Origin of the sequence: Pandoraea pneumonica, from assembly GCF_902459645.1 — a bacterium.
Lineage (GTDB): Bacteria > Pseudomonadota > Gammaproteobacteria > Burkholderiales > Burkholderiaceae > Pandoraea > Pandoraea pneumonica.
In genome coordinates, this window is sequence record NZ_CABPSK010000003.1 from 272,818 (window position 1) to 289,736 (window position 16,919).

The following is a 16,919-nucleotide window of genomic DNA, read 5'->3' on the forward strand; positions in this document are numbered from 1 at the left end:
GCATGTCCCGCCTTGCGGAACACGCACACTCACCTCGTTTCCTCTCCGTTGAAACCCTGACAGCTTTCCGGTTTGCATGTCGATTTTGATATGCTAATTTGCATATCAACGTTTCGAGCAATTCAAAATTGCATCGAATCCACGATACCGGGAAGGGTGCCAATGACGCAGACTTCGATGGAACAGAGTGGGGTGCCGGGTGCGCTGCAAGCCGCGCCAAGCGACACGCGGCGCCTGCCCGCAGGCAAACCGCGTAGCTTGCCGGTCGGCAAGTGGCTGGTGCGCGCAGGGATCACGCTGATCTACCTGTTCATGCTGAGCCCGTTGATTTTCGTGATCTGGCTGAGCTTCTTCAAAGACGCGATCATCACCTTCCCGCCCAGCGGCTACACCGTGTCGTGGTATCTGAACGCATGGCGCAATGCCGCGTTTGCCAACGGCTTCCTGCTGTCGCTGCAACTCGCCGCCTGTGCAGCCATCGGCGGGGTAATTCTCGGCGTGGCCGCCTCGCTCGCCCTTGCGCGCTATCGTTTTCCGGGCCGCCGCACGCTTGGCAATGTGCTGCTTCTGCCGCTGGTCGTGCCCGGCATCGTCGCGGGCATCGCCACTTATCTCTTCTATCTGCGCGCCGAAAACCTGTTCGACGTCGATATTGTCGGCACCTTCGGCGGGCTGGTCGTCGCACACATTTGCCTGACGATTCCGTGGACGATGCGCCTCGTAGGCGCGAGCCTCGCGCAAATCGACGGCACCATCGAAGAGGCCGCGCGCAACCTTGGCGCGGGCCCTTGGCGCACGCTGTGGCGCGTCACGCTGCCGATGCTGCGCCCGGCCATCGTCGCGGCCGTGTTGTTCAGCTTCATCGTGTCGTTCGAGAACCTCGAACTCACGCTGCCGCTCGTGGGCCCGGGCAAGACCACCTTGCCCATCGCGATCATGCAGTACCTCGAATTCAATCTCGACCCGACGATTGCGGCCGTCTCCGCCGCGCAGATCGTGTTGCTCGGCATCGTGATGCTGATCACCGACCGCTTCGTCAAACTCAGCCAGGTGATCTGACATGGCCAACGTCTCCCTGCGCGGTCTGCGCAAGCAATACGGCAATGCGGCCGCAGTGGCCGACTTCTCGCTGGAGATTGCCGAAGGCGAACTCGTCGCTTTTCTCGGCCCGAGCGGCTGCGGCAAAACCACCACGCTGCGCATGGTCGCGGGCTTCGTCGAGCCGACCGATGGCGAAATCTGGATCGGCGGCAAAGAGGTCTCGCGCCTGCCACCGCACCGGCGCAACACCGGCATGGTGTTCCAACGCTACGCGCTCTTTCCGCACATGACCGTGGCGGAAAACGTCGCGTTCGGATTAGAAATGCGCCATGTGTCGAGTGCCGAGCGCACCACGCGCATTCGCGAAGCGCTCGACATGGTGCGCCTCACGCAACTGGCAGACCGCTACCCGCGCCAACTCTCCGGCGGCCAACAGCAACGCGTAGCCATTGCCCGCGCGCTGGCCATTCGCCCCGACGTCTTTCTGCTCGACGAACCGCTCTCGAACCTCGACGCGAAGTTGCGCACCGAAGTGCGTGAGGAAATTCGCGCGCTGCAACGGCGTCTCGGCCTGACGACGATTTTCGTCACGCACGATCAGGAAGAGGCGCTCGCCATTGCCGACCGTCTCGCCGTGATGCATGACGGCCGCGTGCAGCAGATCGGCACCGCCGACGCGCTGTACGAACGCCCGGCCAATCCGTTCGTAGCGAACTTCCTCGGCAAGATGAATTTCCTCGCCGGACGCATGAACGACGGTCATTTCGTCACAGCGAAAGGCGAACGCTTCGCGCTTGCCGACGCTGCCCCCGACGCCACCACACTCGGTATCCGCCCGGAGCGCCTGCGCCTGACCGACGCCCCCGTCGCCCACGAGAGCGCCGTGCCGGTGACCGTCGATCAGACGATTTATCTCGGCTCCACGCTTGAATTGCGTCTGAAGAGCCAGCAAGGCGAAACCCTCGTCGCGCATGTGCCGAACACCGCCAGCGACAGCGCAGGACGCTACGCCCCCGGCCAAATGCTCAAGGCGTGTTTCTCGCCGAGCGACTGCCTGTTGTTCAACGCTTGACCGACACACCCTATACCTCTGACTCACCCACTCACCGCTTCGGCCTCACGTTTGGAAGGATGACGACATGACGCACGCCCTGAACCGCCGCACGTTTCTCAAGACCGCCTCCGGCCTCGTGCTGGCCCCGGCGCTCGGCCTCGAAACCCTCTCGGCACATGCGGCCGATGCCTGCCCGAATGTGGTTGTCGGCACGTGGGGCGGCGACTATCTGAACCTGCTAGAACAGAACATCGGCAAGCCGATCATCGAAGCCGCGGGTGGCAAGGTGACCTACGACTCGGCCGATCAGGTCGCACGCATGACCAAGCTGCGCGCAGAGAAAGCGTCGCGACGCGGCTCGCTCGACGTGGCGTGTCTGGCCGACCTCGATATGTACGACATCAACCGCTCGGGCATTCTCGAGCCGGTCGATGCGAAGCTCGTCCCCAATCTCGCCAACACGCTCGAAACGCTGCGCCGCCCCTACTCCATCCCGCACATCTTCAGCGCGATGGTGATCGTGTACAACCCGGAAAAAATCGGCACGAAACCCGACTCGTTCATGGCCGCGCTCGATCCGAAGCTCAAGGGCAAAGTGGGTTTCTCCGACATTCTCTACAACTTCAACGTGGTGAGCAGTTCGCTCGCAGCAGGCCACAAAGACGGCGATACGGCCGGTGGTATGCAGTTCCTGCGCGAGTTGCGCAAGTCGCAGCAGCCGAAGGTCTATCCGTCGAACGAAGCCGTGGCCTCGGCGCTCAAGAGCGGCGACATCTGGTTCACCTGCATGTGGAAAGCACGCGCATTGCAATGGAAAAAGGCTGGCGTGCCCATCGACTACGTGGTGCCTAAGGAAGGCGCCGTGCCGGTGACGTTCGAAGCAGCCGTGCCGAAAAACTCGCAGTCCAAGCCGTGCGGTTTCAACTATCTGAATGCGATGCTCGATGCGCGCGCGCAAATCGGTTTCGCTGAAACGATGGGCTACGCGCCGACCGTGAAGAACGCCAATTTGCCGCCGTCGCTGCAACAAAGCGTGGGCTTCACGAACGCGGAACTCGACCGCATGGTCAAGCTCGACTACGCCAAGTTCACCGCCGACAAGCCTGCACTGCTCGACTTCTGGAACAAGGAATTCAAGGTGGGCCTGTGAACGCCGCCACTGCGCCAGAGTCCCCCGAGTCGACCATGCCCTCGCCCACCCGTTTGTCGAACGCGCCCAGAGGCACCACCGCACGCGCGGTGCGCGGTGCCTTCACGGGCGGTGCGCTCATGTTCCCGGCCACGCTCGTCGTGCTGGTGGTGATCGTGCTGCCCGGGCTGCAATTGCTGCGCTACAGCCTGAATCGGTTCGATCCCGTCGACATGATGCAGGCCGCGTTCACCGCCGAGAACTACCTCAAGTTCTTCACCGATCCGTATTACCTGTCGGTGCTGTGGACCACGATCAAGGTCGCCACGCTGTGCACAGCACTCGCGCTCGTGCTCGGGTTTCCCGTCGCCTACGTGCTGGCGCGCACGCAAAGCCGCTTCAAGAGTCTGCTGGTGATTCTGCTGGTGTTCCCGCTGCTCGTGGGGAACGTGGTGCGTGCGGCGGGCTGGATGGTGATGCTTGGCAACGCGGGCTTCGTGAATTCGCTGCTCGTCTCGCTGGGGATCGTGCCGCAACCCATTCGTTTGCTCTACACGCCGTTTGCCGTGGTGATCGGTACGACCGCCGTCGTGCTGCCGTACATGATTCTGACGTTGCAAAGCGTGCTCGAAGGGATGGACTTCTCCGTCGAGGAGGCGGCCCGCAATCTCGGCGCGACGTTCCGGCAGACGCTCACTCGCGTGATTCTGCCGATGGCAGCGCCCGGCATTGCGGCGGGCACGATGCTCGTGTTCATTCTGTGCATGAACGCGTATGCCACCCCCGTGCTGCTCGGCGGCACCGGCATCACGATGATGACGCCGACCATCTACGACCAGATCGCGAAGGCGAACAACTGGCCGTTCGGTGCCGTGCTCTCGCTGATATCGATGGTGGTGACGTTTGCCCTCGCGATTGCGTCGCACTGGGTCATTCAGCGCCGCTACGCCAAGACCATGATGACCTGATTGAACCGACCCCACCGACTAAACCGACACCCCGGCCACATCGCCCGGTGAGCGCTAACTCGCTCGCGAGCACAGGCCAATTCGCTCGAAAGGATTTCGCTATGCCGACACTCTCCGATGCCACTCGCCAGTACCGCCGCGATCTGATGAACGATCTGATGGATCACACGCGCGTCGATGCGCTGGTGTTTACCGCGGCCGACTTCTTCCAATGGGCGACCAACTTTCACGTCGACGTGCAGACGTGGGAGCGCCCGATCGCGGTGTGCGTGCCACGCGACGGCGAGCCATTCGCGGTAATGAACGAGCTCTCCACGCATCACCTGATGATGGCCCGCGAGCGCGGCCATCTGTGGCTCGATCTCGACCGTGTCTCGCTGTATGCCGAACATCCGCGCGTGACGCAGCGTCTGCCGCTGCTCGCCGAAGTGCCCGCGCTCGTCGCCGAGCGTCTGCGCGCGGCGGGATTGGCAGGCGCGCGTATCGGCGTGGATGCGGCGGGCGGGCCGCTCGCGCGCGCTAACGCCATGCTGCCCGATGCGAAGCTCGTGCCGATGCTCGCCGAGATGCGCTCGCTGCGCTGGGTGAAGCACGCGGAAGAGATTGCGATCATGCGCGCCGCGTCCGAACTGGCCGACTGGGTGCAAGACCGCTATCGCGAGAACATTCGCCCGGGGCGGCTCGTGCAGGAACTCGATTACTCGATGGCGGCATTGATGGTCACCGAAGGGGCAAAGCGCTTCCCCGGTGAAAACCTTGAAGTCATGCGCTGCTGGACGCTGTCCGGTCCCGCGTCGGCCTCACCGCACGGCGACGGTGCCTCGTGCGGCGCCGTCATCCGCGAGGGCGACGGGCTGGTCAACATCGTGATCCCGCGCTTGAACGGCCTCGTCATCGAGAACGAACGCACGTGGTTCTGCGGCAAACCGTCGAGCGATCAGGCGAAGTTTTACGAAGTGGCGCGCGCCGCCAACGAAGCGGCGGTGAACGCAGCGGTCACCGGCAGACCGGTTTCGGGCATCGACGCCGCCGCACAGGCCGTCATCGAAAAGGCCGGTTGCGGCGAATACATCCGCCATCGCACCGGACACGGCATGGGCATCATCGGTCACGAATATCCCGACGACATGGCGTTCAACCACCGCCCGCTGCTGGCCAACGAGGTGTATTCCGCCGAGCCAGGCATCTACGTCTACGGCTTGGGCGGCTTCCGTCTGGACGATTCGGTCGTCACCGGCGATACCCCCGAAATGCTCACGCGCACGCCGCGCACGCTGGCCCACGCGACCATCGACTGAGCACGCCCAATGCAGGCAGCGCGCGCATCGCGTGCGCAGCGATAGAGACACACCTTCTGGGAGGAGAGGTTATGGAGTCGATTCTGTTGTCGAACTGCGCGTTGCTCGATCCGGTCAAGGGCGAGTTGCGCGGCGATCACGCCGTGCTGATCGAAAACGGCCGCATCAAAGAGGTCTCGGATAAACCCATTCGCAGCACCACGGCGCGCGAAATCGACGCGCGCGGCAAGACCGTCATGCCGGGCCTGATTGACTTGCACGTGCATGTGCACGCCACGCAACTCAATTTGTCGGCGCAGGCGCACTTGCCCAACGTGCTCGTCACGCTCAAATCGGTGCCGATTCTGCAAGGGATGTTACGGCGCGGCTTCACGACCGTGCGCGATGCGGGCGGTGCCGGACATGCGATCAAGCACGCGGTAGAGAGCGGCCTTGCCGAAGGCCCGCGCCTGTTCGTCTCGGGACGCGCGATCAGCCAGACCGGCGGTCATGGCGACGGCCGCCCGCGCACCGACTACATCGGCACCGATGGGCCGTGCCCGTGCTGCGTGCGCGTGGGGGCCCTCTCGCGCGTGGCCGACGGCGTGGATGAAGTGCGCCGTGCCGTGCGCGAAGAACTGCAAATGGGGGCCGACCAGATCAAGATCATGGCCTCGGGCGGTGTCGCCTCGCCGACCGACCCCGTGGGCGCATGGGGTTATTCGGAAGACGAGATCCGCGCCATCGTGGCCGAAGCACGCGGGCGTGGCACCTATGTGCTGGCACACGCATACACGGCCGCCGCCATCGAGCGCGCCGTGCGCTGTGGCGTGCGTACCATCGAACACGGCAATCTCATCGATGCGCCCACCGCGCGTTATATGGCCGAACAAGGCGCGTACGTCGTGCCCACGCTCGTGACCTACGATGCGCTCGCCAACGAAGGCAAGTCGCTTGGCCTGCCTGACGACAGCGTGGCGAAGATTGCCGACGTGCACGCGGCCGGTATGCGGTCGCTGGAAATTTTCCGCGATGCTGGCGTGAAGATGGGCTACGGATCGGACTTGCTCGGCGAATCGCAGCGCCTGCAATCGGACGAGTTCCGACTGCGTGCCGAGGTGCTGACGCCCGCTGAGATTCTGCGCAGCGCGACGGTGGTCGGTGCGGAAGTGCTGGGACAGTCAGGCCAGTTGGGCGAAATCGTGCCGGGCGCGCATGCCGACGTGCTTATCGTCGACGGCGACCCGCTGCGCTCGCTCGACTGCCTACTGGGCCAGGGCGAACGGATTCCGATGGTGATGAAGGGCGGTAAAATCCACGCTTTTGCGCTGTAGCCAAGCCCGCTGGGGCGCGCACGCGCGCCCCTTCTTCTCCGTGGAGATCTGATGGATTTTCGGCACGTCGACGCCTTTCGCGCGCTGATGCTCACACGCACGACCACCAAGGCCGCGCAGGTGCTGGGCACGTCGCAGTCCGCGGTGAGCCGGCTCGTGGCCGATCTCGAACGCTCGACACGGCTCACGCTGTTCGATCGCGGGCGTGGACGGCTGGAGCCGACCGCCGAAGCCTATGCGCTGTTCGAAGAAGTGGAGCGGCGCTATGCGGGGCTGGAGAACATTCGGGAATTCGCGCTGAATCTACGCAATCCGGACAGGGCCGTCATTCGCGTGGGTTCTGTCGTGTCGTTCGGTCTGGGCTACTTCGCACGCGTGATGGCGGGCTACCGCGTGGTGCACCCGAGCGTGCAGCTCGCGTTGATTACCGGGGCGTCCGATTTGATTCGCGATCAGGTCGTGACGCGTCAAATCGCGCTTGGACTGCTCACGGACACCAAGGACGTGGCCGCCACCGACGCCGTCTCGTTCGCAAAGCTCGATGCCATCTGCGCGCTGCCTGCGGGTCATCCGTTAGCGCGCAAAAAGGTGGTGCGGCTGGCCGATCTTAAAGGGCAGCCCATCCTCTCGTACGAGCCGACGGATATGGTGCGCTGGGGCATGGATCAACTGTTCACCGACGGCCGACTGCACGAGCAAGTGGTCGCCACGGCGCGCTACTCGGTGAACATCGCCACGATGGTCAAAGAGAACGTCGGCATCGGGCTGCTGCATCCGGTGGCGGCTTACGACTTTCTCGATTCGGATCTCGTGCTGCGCCGCTTCGAGCCATCGATGCCGTTTCACACGCTGCGCGTCACGCCGCGCTCGGCAGCCCCTAGCGCCCAGATCGACGACCTTGTGCGCGTGATGGAAACCACACTCGACGATGTCATGCGCGCCGTCGAAGACCGCATGAAGCGTTGAGTCGCGTGAGGCATGCGAGGCGGGCGCTACAACATGCGCTCGCACATGTAATCCACAAACACGCGCAGCTTCGGTGAGAGATGACGGCTCGACGGCCAGAGCATCCAGAACTGGCCGGGGTTTTCCAAATAGTCCCCAAGGAACACCTGAAGCTCGCCTGCGGCCAGCGCATCGCGGGCGAGGAAGTCGGGCATGTAGGAAATGCCGAGTCCGTGTGTGGTCGCGCTGAGCAGCGCTTCCATGTTGTTGCACGTGAGGCTCGTACGTAGCTTCGGCTCGCGCGTCACTTCAGAAACGAACGCCCACGGCTGCAATTTTCCGGACGTCGGGAAGCGAAAGCGAATGCAGGCATGCGCTTCCAGATCGTGCGGCGTTTGCGGAATGCCATGCGTTGCGATGTAGTCCGGCGACGCGCACAGCACGAAGCGAAACGGCCCGGCACGCCGCGACATGAGCGTCGAGTCCGGCAGATCACCGCTGCGAATCGCCACGTCCAGCCCGCTTTTGATCAGATCGACGATGCGGTCGTCGAAATCCAGATCGAGTTCGATGTCCGGATACTTCGCAGCGAACCCGGGCAGCAGCGGCATCACAAAGCGGTAGGCCGTCACCGGCAGCCCGACACGCAACTTACCGCGCGGCGTCTGCGACACCTGCGAGAGCATGGCGCGCGCGTCGGCCAAGTCGTCGAGTACCCGTCGACAGCGCTCGTAATACATCTGCCCGGCTTCGGTGAGATTCACCCGTCGCGTGCTGCGCTGAAACAGCCGCACGCCGAGCGTCGCTTCGAGCCGCGCAATTTGTTTGCCGACCGCCGATGCCGACACCCCCGTCGCCTGCCCCGCCGCCACGAAACTCAACGTTTCCGCCGCCCTCACGAACGCGGTGATTTCCGCCAGATTGTCCATCGTTGCTCGCTCCCGTCGGGTTTGTTGCTCGCTACTAGCTATTCGCTGTCCGCTATGCGCCGATCGCGGGTCACTGCGGGCCATGATCGCCATTTATTACGGAATTTTATTCCTTAATCTACGAACCCTCCGCCTGTTTATCCAGCATTAACGATTTTTTAGCATGTATGGCGTGACGTCGGCCGACGTTTCCCTCCGATTCCCCGGTATTTCGATGCGCGCTGGCGCGTCCCCCTCAGGATTCTTGTCATGTCGATCACGCCTTCCTCTTCCATGGCCCGGCCTCGGCCGCCTGCCGACGCGTCGCTACGACGACGGCTGCTGGGCTTGTTCTCTGTTTGCCTCGCCGCGCTGCTGCTGCCGATGAGCTTCTCGGGTGGCGCCGTCGCGACACCGGCCATCGGCGCGGCGTTGCACGGCAGCGCGCTGGAGATGCGCTGGATCACCAGCGCATTCATGCTCGCCTTCGGCGGTTGCCTGATGGCCGCGGGCGCCTGTGCCGATGCCTTCGGCCGTAAGCGCGTATTTTTGCTGGGGGTCGGCAGCTTGTTGGTGACGTCGTTGGCGCTTGCCCTGTCGAATTCGGCACTTGCGATCGATTGGCTGCGCGCATTGCAAGGAGTCGCTGCCGCCGCGACGCTCGCTGGCGGCGGCGCATCGCTGGCGCAAGACTTCGATGGCCACGCCCGCGCCCGGGCCTATGGCCTGCTGGGCACCACGTTTGGCGTAGGGCTGGCGTTCGGTCCGTTGCTGGCGGGCGTGCTCATCGCGCGGTTCGGCTGGCGAGGGGTGTTCGCATCCACCGCCGTCGTCGCGGCATTCGCGCTTTGCATCGGCGCACGATGCATGCGCGAATCGCGCGACCCGGCCGCCGCAGGGCTCGACTGGCCCGGCACGCTGTCCTTCACCGGCGCGCTCGCCTGCTTCACGTACGGCGTGATTCAGGCGCCTGCCGTTGGGGCGACGGCGCCGGAGGTCATCGGCTCGCTCGCGTTAGCGTTAGGACTGGCGATCGCGTTTGTCGTCATCGAGCGGCGCGTCGCCCAGCCGATGCTCGACCTGACGCTGTTTCGCTACGTACGCTTCATCGGCGTGCAGATGCTGCCTATCGCCACGTGTTGCTGCTACATCGTGCTGCTCGTGCTGCTGCCGTTGCGGTTCATCGGCGTGCATGGCGACAGCGAAATCGTCGCCGGATTGCGCATGATGGCCATGTCGTTGCCGATGCTCGTCGTGCCGTTCATCGCCACGCAACTGGCGCGGCGCATTCCCGCAGGCGTGCTGTGCAGTGGCGGTTTGGTGCTGGCGGCGGTGGGGTTGGTTTGGCTTGCGCGCACGGCAGGTGCGCCGAGCGCGATCGGCTCAATTGATGCAACGGACAGCGGCGTATTCAATTCCGCGTTATGGCCGATGCTGCTGATCGGTGCGGGCAGCGCGGTGCCGTGGGGGCTGATGGACGGGCTGTCGGTGAGCGTCGTACCGACCGATCGCGCGGGCATGGCGATGGGCATCTTCAATACCACGCGCGTAGCGAGCGAAGGCGTCGCGCTTGCGCTCGTCGGCGCGGTGTTGATCGGGCTGATCGGCACACACTTGCCCGATCTGCACGGCGCAGTCACCCCCGATGCTGCACGTGAAGCCATCAACCGACTGGTCGCGGGCGATATGCCGGGCGCCCGGCGTGCCGTGGCCAGCGTGCCCGCGTGGGGGGAAGCCGCGTTGCGCGATGCTTACGAACAGGCGTTCGCGACGCTGCTCGATCGGCTGGCCGTCGTCACGCTGATCTGCGCCGGGGTTGTCTTTGTCTGCCTAAAAAGAAAGCCCGCGTAGAAGAAGAAAGCCCAGATAAAAGAAAGCCCGCCGAGGTTTCCCTCGGCGGGCTGTCCGTGCATTCCTAGCCGGGGAGGGTCTCCCCGGTGTCCTACCCGATCGTTAGGAAACGATCGTCTGGGCTTCGCCTTCCTTGCGCTCGCGAATCGTGCCCAGACGGTAGACCGTCTCGCCCGACGCTTCGAGGTGCTTGACGGCGGCGTCGGCGTCAGCGGCCGACACGATCACGGCCATGCCGATACCGCAGTTGAACACGCGGTGCATTTCGGCGTCGGCCACCTTGCCGTGTTCTTGCAGCCACTGGAACAGCGGCGGCAGCGTCCACGCGTCCTTCGACAGGTCGGCGGTCAGGTTATCGGCCAGCACGCGCGGAATGTTTTCCACGATACCGCCGCCCGTGATGTGGGCCATGCCCTTGACCGGCAGCGTTTCCATCAGCGCCAGCAGCGGCTTCACGTAGATGCGCGTGGGGGCCATCAGCACGTCGCGCAGCGGTTGGCCGTGGAAGTCGGCGTCCAGATCCGGCTTGGCCACTTCGATGATCTTGCGCACGAGCGAGTAACCGTTCGAATGCGCGCCCGACGAGGCCAGACCCAGCACCACGTCGCCCGGGGTGATGGTCGTGCCGTTGATGATCTTGCTCTTTTCCACCGCGCCGACCGCAAAACCGGCCAGATCGTACTCGCCGTCCGGGTACATGCTCGGCATTTCTGCCGTTTCACCGCCGATCAGGGCGCAACCGGCCAGCTCGCAGCCTTGGGCGATGCCCTTGACGACGGTCGCGGCCGTGGCCACGTCCAGCTTGCCGCAGGCGAAGTAATCGAGGAAGAACAGCGGCTCGGCGCCTTGCACCAGAATGTCGTTCACGCTCATGGCGACCAGATCCTGGCCCACGGTGTCGTGCTTGTTCAGGGTGAAAGCGAGTTTGAGCTTGGTGCCAACACCATCGGTGCCCGAAACGAGGACCGGCTCCTTATAGCGCTTGGGCACTTCGAACAGCGCGCCGAAGCCGCCAATGCCGCCCAGCACGCCATCGCGCAGGGTTTTCTTGGCAAACGGCTTGATCGCTTCGACCAGCGCATCGCCTGCTTCGATATCGACGCCGGCGTCGCGATAGGAAAGGCCGGAAGTTTCGTTAGGGTGTGACATGACGGGAATGCATCAAGGTTCGGTAAAATGCGATTTTACCCGATGCGCGGGCCGGACTGGCACGCAAACGGGATATCGGACGCCGGCGCAGTGCTGGCGTGCCCTGCAAACCGTATGGCGCCGGCATTTCGCCGGCTTTCTTCGTTCGTGATCCAGCAACTGTATCTCGACCTCGGCACTCCGCCGCCCGCGACGTTCGACAATTTTATTGTCGGGCCCAATCGCGAGGTGGCGCAGACGCTCGCCGGTCTGCCTGCCGAGCTTTCCGCCGGCCTTGCACGCGACCGCGGTATCTACCTTTGGGGGACCGCGGGGTCCGGGCGCACCCATTTGATGGAGGCGCTCGTGCACGCCGTCGGCCCGAGCGCGCGCTATCTGCGCCCGAACAGCCCGCTGGCCGCCTTTATGTTCGATGACTCCAGCACGGTCTACTGCGTGGACGACTGCGACAACCTGTCGCCGAACCAGCAGATCGCCGCATTCAACCTGTTCAACGAGACCCGCGCCCGGCCGCACTGCGCGTTTGTCGCGGCCGGCTCGCAACCTCCGGTGGACATGCCGCTACGCGAAGATTTGCGTACGCGCTTGGGATGGGGTCTGGTTTTTCATATTGTCGGGCTGGACGATGACGGCAAAAAACAGGCGCTGCAAAACGCCGCCCGCGAGCGCGGCTTACAACTGGCGGCCGATGTGCCGGCTTACCTGCTCACCCACTTCCAGCGCGATATGTCGAGCCTGATGGCCCTGCTCGACCGGCTGGACCGTTTCTCGATGGAGCAAAAGCGTGCCGTGACCCTGCCGCTGCTGCGCCAGATGTTGACTCACACCGACGCCGCTGCCCCCGACGGCAAAAACTGACTGGCACTGAGTCCAGTCCGCTTCAGGTAAAATTCGCGCAATGACAAATTTAGCTCTCTTCGATCTCGACCACACCCTGCTGCCGACTGACAGCGACAAGGAGTGGGGCCGCTTCCTCGTGCGTCAAGGCGCCGTCGACCGCGACACGTACGCACAGGCCAACGAGGCCTTCTATCAGGATTACCGTGCTGGCCGGCTCGACATGCCAGCCTACCTGCGTTTTTGCCTGGCACCGCTCGCGCGCTATCCGCGCGATCAGCTCGACGCCTGGCATGCGCAGTACATGGAAGAGTCGATCCTGCCGCACGTGCGCCCCGAAGCCCTCGAACTTCTGGACATCCACCGCAAGGCTGGTGATTTGTGCGCGATCGTGACCGCGACCAATACGTTCGTGACGCGCCCGATCGCCAAGGCGTTCGGTATCGACCACCTGATCGGCACCGAGCCGCAGACGGTCGGCGACGATCCGCAGGCCCGCTACACCGGCGCCTATGTCGGCACGCCGAGCTTCCGCGAAGGCAAGATCACCCGCACCGAAGCCTGGCTCGCGAGCCTGGGCAAGACGTGGAGCGACTTTGATCACGCCTTCTTCTATAGCGATTCTGCCAACGACGTCCCCCTGATGGAGAAAGTGAACCATCCGGTGGCGACCAATCCCGATGAAGCCCTGCGCGAAATCGCGCTGGCGCGTCGCTGGCCCATTCTCGAGTTGTTCCAGTGATCCGCAAACTCATCAAGAAGCTGCTCGGCAAAGAAAGCGGCACCTCCGGCGCCGCCGACAGCGCCACCCCCGCCGGCACGCCGGTCGTGATTCCGGTGTCGGTGCACGGCATCGATCCGACGCTGCTCTCGAAGAACGCCGTGCGCGTGACCGACACGCTGCAACAGGCGGGCTTCAAGGCCTTCATCGTCGGCGGTGCGGTGCGCGATCTGTTGCTCGGCATCGCCCCGAAAGACTTCGACGTCGCCACGAGCGCCACGCCCGAACAGGTCCAACGCCTGTTCCGCCGCGCGCGCATCATCGGCCGACGTTTTCAGATCGTGCACGTGCAGTTCGGGCAGGAGATCATCGAGACCTCCACGTTCCGCGCACTCGTCGACGCGATCGACAGCGAGCAGATTGGCGCGCGCCGCCCCAAGAAAGGCGAACTGGACCGCAAGACGCACGTGACCGACGAATCGGGCCGTGTGCTGCGCGACAACGTCTGGGGCGAGCAGGATGAAGACGCCGCCCGCCGCGACTTCACCGTCAACGCGATGTATTACGACCCCGCCGCGCAAACGGTGCACGACTATCACCACGGCTGGGAAGATATTCAGAAGCGCGTGCTGCGCATGATTGGCGACCCCGCCACGCGCTACCGCGAAGACCCGGTGCGCATGCTGCGCGTGGTGCGTTTCGCGGCCAAGCTCGGCTTCAAGATCGACGACGCGACCGCCGCGCCCATTCCGGAACTCGCGCCGCTCATCGACAACGTGCCCGCCGCACGTTTGTTCGACGAAATGCTCAAGCTGCTGCTCTCGGGCCACGCATGGGCCTGCGTGCAGCAACTGCGCGAACAGGGTCTGCATCACGGCCTGCTGCCGTTGCTCGACGTGGTACTGGAACAACCGCTGGGCGAGAAATTCGTCACGCTGGCCCTCGCCAACACCGATGCGCGCATTCGTGCGGGCAAGCCGGTGTCGCCGGGCTTCCTGTTCGCCGCCCTGCTCTGGCATCTGGTGCTGGAGAAGTGGCAAGCGTATCAACGCGCCGGGGAATATCCGATTCCCGCGCTGCACCTCGCCATGGACGACGTGCTCGATGCACAGACCGGCAAGCTGGCCATCCAGCGCCGTTTTGTGGCCGACATGAAGGAAATTTGGGGCTTGCAGGTGCGTCTGGACAAGCGCGTGGGCCGCACGCCGCTGCGTCTGCTCGAACATCCGCGCCTGCGCGCCGGTTACGACTTCCTGCTGCTGCGTTGCGAATCGGGTGAAGTGCCCGCCGACGTGGGCCAATGGTGGACCGACTTCCTCGAAGGCGACGCCGCGGCACGCGATGCGCTGCTCTCGCAGGGCGCCGCGTCGGGCAGCACACCGGCCGCCAAGCGCCGTCGCCGTCGTCGCAAGCCTTCGGGTTCGCGCGGTGGCGAGGGTGGCAATGAGGGCGGTGATGGCGGCCACGGTGGTGAAGGCGGCGGCAACTCAGGTGGCACAAATTCGGGCGGCGATAGTGGTGAGAACGCTACCAGCGAGAAAAATGGCAAGCGGGTATCATCGCGACAGCATGGTTCCGAAGGTGCTTCATGACTGTTGCCTACATCGGGCTGGGTGCCAATCTTGGTGATGCCCGTCAATCGGTGAAGGACGCCATCGTCTGTCTCGCGCAGCAAATTGGCGTCACGATCATCGGCAAATCCGATCTCTATCGCACCGCTCCCATCGAGTCGAGCGGTGACGACTATCTCAATTGCGTCGTCGCGGTAGAGACGTCGCTCACTGCGCGTCAGTTGCTTACGCTGTGCCTGAAGATCGAGCTTCACTTCGGGCGCGAGCGGCCGTACAAGAACGCGCCGCGCACGCTCGATCTCGACGTGCTGCTCTATGGCGACGACCGCATTACGGAGCCCGATCTGATCGTGCCGCATCCGCGTATCGCCGCACGCGCTTTTGTGCTGCGCCCGCTCGCGGATCTGGCGCCCGAACTCGACATTCCCGGCGTTGGCCGCGTGAGCGCGCTGCTGCCGGGCGTGGCCGATCAGCGCATCGAGCGCGTCGCGCAGTGCTGCTGCCCGACGAAGCGCGCTTACGCATCATGATCGCCCGATGAGATCGCCCGTCCTCGGGCGTTTTCGCTATCTGGCCGTCGAGGGGCCCATCGGCGTTGGCAAGACATCGCTCGCACGGCGTCTGGCCGACGCGTGCGGTGCCGACCTGATGCTCGAACAGCCCGCGAACAATCCCTTTCTCGAACGTTTCTATCGCGACAGCGCGCGTTACGCGTTGCCTGCGCAATTGACGTTTTGTCTGCAACGTGTGGACGAAGCGACTGAGATTGCCCGACGCGATATCGACGGCAAACCGATCTTCACCGACTTTCTGCCGGAGAAGGATGGGCTGTTCGCGCGGCTCACGCTGGCTGAGGACGAGCTTGCGCTGTATCACCGGCTGGTGGCGCATATCGAGCGTCCACACCGAGCGCCCGATCTCGTGATTCATTTGCAAGCGAGCCCCGAGACGCTCTTCTCGCGCATTCAGAAGCGGGCGATTCCGATGGAGCAGCAGATCCCGGATACGTATCTGCGCGCGCTATGCGACATCTACGGCGAATTCTTCTATCATTACGCCGCAGCGCCGGTATTGACCGTCGATACGGAGCAATTCGACCCGGCGCACAATGACAGCGATTTCGCGCTATTGATCGAGCGAATCGATCAGATGCGCGGACGCAAAGAAGTCTTCGTCAAGGGCGCGCGCCCCTGAGCCCACGAGGCTCGGCGGCGCCTGAGCCTATCCCACCGATCCACGCGTCGTCGCGGGCGTACGACATCACCCGTCCCCGCCCGGCGCGCCAGTGACTCCTCCTGAACCGAGGCCGACATGAGTTATCTCCAGGAATCCAATCGCAAGGCCGTGACTGTCCCCGGGCTTGCCGACATGCGTGCACGCGGCGAAAAGATCGCGATGCTGACCTGCTACGACGCGAGTTTTGCCGCCCTGCTCGACCGCGTGGGCGTCGATGTGATGCTCATCGGCGACTCGCTCGGCAACGTGATTCAGGGCCAGCGCACCACGCTGCCCGTGACGCTGCGCGACATCTGCTATCACACCGAAACGGTGGCGCGTAACACGAGCAAGGCGCTGGTCGTGGCCGACTTGCCGTTCGGCACGTACGGCACGAAGGAACAGGCGTATCAAAGCGCAGTGGCCGTGATGCAAGCCGGTGCGCAGATGGTCAAGATCGAAGGCGGCGCATGGCTGGTAGATACGGTCCGCTTTTTGGTCGAGCGCAGCATTCCGGTGTGTGCGCATCTGGGGCTCACGCCGCAATCGGTGCATGCCTTCGGTGGCTTCAAGGTGCAGGCGCGCGACGAAGCAGCCGGGCAGCAACTGATCGACGACGCGCGTGCGTTGCAAGCTGCGGGCGCGCAATTGGTGGTGCTTGAGGCGATCCCGGCAGCGCTGGCGACGAAGGTGACGCCCGAGTTGCCGACGATGCCGACCATCGGCATTGGCGCAGGCCCCGACTGCGACGGTCAGGTGCTGGTACTGCACGACATGCTGGGCGTGTTCCCCGGCAAATCGCCGAAGTTCTCGATGAACTTCATGGACGGTCAGCCGAGCATCGCTGCGGCTGTGGAAGCGTATGTGCAGGCGGTAAAGCACGGGTCGTTCCCGGCGCCGGAACACTGCTTCTGATCGG

Annotated in this window: 16 protein-coding genes; 14 read left to right on the plus strand and 2 right to left on the minus strand. The window is 64.1% G+C overall.

Annotated elements, in window-relative coordinates:
- Nucleotides 1-162 precede the first annotated feature (162 nt).
- The 7 genes from PPN31114_RS16700 (at nt 163) to PPN31114_RS16730 (ending at nt 7,769) form a co-directional block, all read left to right on the plus strand.
- Nucleotides 163-1,059: an ABC transporter permease gene (locus tag PPN31114_RS16700; protein ID WP_150680644.1), complete on the plus strand. Its 897-nt coding sequence runs from the start codon at nt 163-165 to the stop codon at nt 1,057-1,059.
- Nucleotide 1,060: 1 nt separating this feature from the next.
- On the plus strand, nt 1,061-2,113 hold the full coding sequence (locus PPN31114_RS16705) for an ABC transporter ATP-binding protein (RefSeq protein ID WP_150680645.1): 1,053 nt from the start codon (nt 1,061-1,063) through the stop codon (nt 2,111-2,113).
- Nucleotides 2,114-2,180: 67 nt separating this feature from the next.
- On the plus strand, nt 2,181-3,245 hold the full coding sequence (locus tag PPN31114_RS16710) for an extracellular solute-binding protein (protein ID WP_150680646.1): 1,065 nt from the start codon (nt 2,181-2,183) through the stop codon (nt 3,243-3,245).
- 119 nt (nt 3,246-3,364) lie between these two features.
- Nucleotides 3,365-4,192: an ABC transporter permease gene (locus PPN31114_RS16715; RefSeq protein ID WP_150681105.1), complete on the plus strand. Its 828-nt coding sequence runs from the start codon at nt 3,365-3,367 to the stop codon at nt 4,190-4,192.
- 101 nt (nt 4,193-4,293) lie between these two features.
- Nucleotides 4,294-5,490: a M24 family metallopeptidase gene (locus PPN31114_RS16720; protein WP_150680647.1), complete on the plus strand. Its 1,197-nt coding sequence runs from the start codon at nt 4,294-4,296 to the stop codon at nt 5,488-5,490.
- Between the two features lie 71 nt (nt 5,491-5,561).
- Nucleotides 5,562-6,803, plus strand: a complete 1,242-nt coding sequence (locus PPN31114_RS16725; RefSeq protein ID WP_150680648.1) for a metal-dependent hydrolase family protein — start codon at nt 5,562-5,564, stop codon at nt 6,801-6,803.
- Between the two features lie 51 nt (nt 6,804-6,854).
- Nucleotides 6,855-7,769 (plus strand): LysR substrate-binding domain-containing protein, encoded by a 915-nt coding sequence (locus PPN31114_RS16730; RefSeq protein WP_150680649.1) that lies wholly within the window; start codon nt 6,855-6,857, stop codon nt 7,767-7,769.
- 26 nt (nt 7,770-7,795) lie between these two features.
- Here the strand turns inward: PPN31114_RS16730 and PPN31114_RS16735 are convergent, their stop codons facing one another.
- The gene (locus PPN31114_RS16735; protein ID WP_150680650.1) at nt 7,796-8,677 is read right to left on the minus strand and encodes a LysR family transcriptional regulator; all 882 of its coding nucleotides are present in this window, start codon (nt 8,675-8,677) and stop codon (nt 7,796-7,798) included.
- A gap of 273 nt (nt 8,678-8,950) precedes the next feature.
- Here PPN31114_RS16735 and PPN31114_RS16740 point away from each other — a divergent pair, with 273 nt between their 5' ends.
- Nucleotides 8,951-10,507 (plus strand): MFS transporter, encoded by a 1,557-nt coding sequence (locus tag PPN31114_RS16740; RefSeq protein WP_150681106.1) that lies wholly within the window; start codon nt 8,951-8,953, stop codon nt 10,505-10,507.
- A gap of 102 nt (nt 10,508-10,609) precedes the next feature.
- Here PPN31114_RS16740 and purM read toward each other — a convergent pair whose 3' ends face one another.
- Nucleotides 10,610-11,656: a phosphoribosylformylglycinamidine cyclo-ligase gene (gene purM / locus PPN31114_RS16745; protein WP_150680651.1), complete on the minus strand. Its 1,047-nt coding sequence runs from the start codon at nt 11,654-11,656 to the stop codon at nt 10,610-10,612.
- A 147-nt stretch (nt 11,657-11,803) separates the two neighbouring features.
- On the opposite strand from purM, the gene hda reads away from it, so the two are divergent.
- The 6 genes from hda to panB all read left to right on the plus strand — a co-directional run bounded on the left by hda (nt 11,804) and on the right by panB (nt 16,915).
- Entirely contained in the window at nt 11,804-12,514 is a 711-nt protein-coding gene (hda, locus tag PPN31114_RS16750) for a DnaA regulatory inactivator Hda (protein ID WP_150681107.1), read from the plus strand.
- A gap of 40 nt (nt 12,515-12,554) precedes the next feature.
- Nucleotides 12,555-13,235, plus strand: a complete 681-nt coding sequence (locus tag PPN31114_RS16755; protein ID WP_058375853.1) for a histidinol-phosphatase — start codon at nt 12,555-12,557, stop codon at nt 13,233-13,235.
- The gene (gene pcnB / locus PPN31114_RS16760) at nt 13,232-14,806 is read left to right on the plus strand and encodes a polynucleotide adenylyltransferase PcnB (protein WP_150680652.1); all 1,575 of its coding nucleotides are present in this window, start codon (nt 13,232-13,234) and stop codon (nt 14,804-14,806) included. Before PPN31114_RS16755 ends, pcnB begins: the two co-directional genes overlap by 4 nt.
- Entirely contained in the window at nt 14,803-15,315 is a 513-nt protein-coding gene (gene folK, locus PPN31114_RS16765) for a 2-amino-4-hydroxy-6-hydroxymethyldihydropteridine diphosphokinase (RefSeq protein ID WP_150680653.1), read from the plus strand. The genes pcnB and folK overlap by 4 nt, the downstream gene beginning before the upstream one ends.
- Nucleotides 15,316-15,322: 7 nt before the next feature.
- The gene (locus PPN31114_RS16770; RefSeq protein ID WP_150680654.1) at nt 15,323-15,979 is read left to right on the plus strand and encodes a deoxynucleoside kinase; all 657 of its coding nucleotides are present in this window, start codon (nt 15,323-15,325) and stop codon (nt 15,977-15,979) included.
- Nucleotides 15,980-16,096: 117 nt separating this feature from the next.
- Nucleotides 16,097-16,915, plus strand: coding sequence for a 3-methyl-2-oxobutanoate hydroxymethyltransferase (gene panB / locus PPN31114_RS16775; RefSeq protein ID WP_150680655.1), 819 nt, complete (start codon nt 16,097-16,099; stop codon nt 16,913-16,915).
- Nucleotides 16,916-16,919 lie beyond the last annotated feature (4 nt).